Origin of the sequence: Mammaliicoccus fleurettii, from assembly GCF_003970575.1 — a bacterium.
Taxonomy (GTDB): domain Bacteria; phylum Bacillota; class Bacilli; order Staphylococcales; family Staphylococcaceae; genus Mammaliicoccus; species Mammaliicoccus fleurettii.
In genome coordinates this window covers 1-780 of the sequence record NZ_RXWZ01000099.1, presented here as the reverse complement: position 1 = coordinate 780, position 780 = coordinate 1, and the positions used below count along the sequence as shown (strand labels likewise).

Below are 780 nucleotides of genomic sequence, written 5' to 3'. Positions count from 1 at the left end.
CTTCGTTTGTCAAAATAAGCTAGACAGTTTACCTACATCCATGTAACTCATAAATACTTCCAACGGGGTTTGATAATTCAATGACTTTCTGGGGATATGGTTCCTTCTGGTAGAGACGGAGGAAACAAACCGCTGGTCCACCTGATTGAAATCCATCCCCTTAGGCAATCCATCTGTCCGCAATAACCCATTGGAATGTTCATTCAACCCGCGCTGGGAAGGGGTGCCCGGATCAGCGAAATAGATGGAAAGATCATTCTGATTACTGATTGACCGCCAATTCGAGAATTCTTTGCCACAATCGAATGTAATGGATTTGAACAGGTTTCTGGGCACCTGATGACACCATGTGTTGAGCGTGGTTTCGATATCCTTCGCTGTTCTGCCTTCGGGTTTTAGCGTGATGATGGCTTTTGACAGGCGTTCAACCAATGTAATGATGGCACTTTTATGGTGGACACCGACAATCGTGTCGCCTTCAAGATGACCAAATTCTTCGTTGAATGCCGGATAATCCGTCTCTCTTTCAGAAATGTTCCGTTTGAATGTCTGTCTGCCCCGGCGTTCCTTATGACCGTTTGGTTTTCGCTTGCCTTTCATCGGCAGTGTAGAAATATCAAACTGCTGACGTTTGAATAGCCGGTACAGTGTCCGTCCCGAACAATTAATTGGGTGTTCCTCGCGACCAGTAATCACATCGGGGGTCCAGCCCTGAGCGACTTTTTCTTCAACATAGAGATGTTGATCGGCGGGTAGTACAGTCTGTTTTCTACCACAGCG

General features: G+C 46.4%; 1 protein-coding gene. It reads right to left on the bottom strand.

The genetic code is table 11. From position 1 onward, the window contains the following. Positions 1-9: 9 nt before the first annotated feature. A partial coding sequence (locus CD129_RS08240) for an IS30 family transposase (protein WP_126577744.1) occupies positions 10-780 on the bottom strand: 771 nt, incomplete at its 5' end.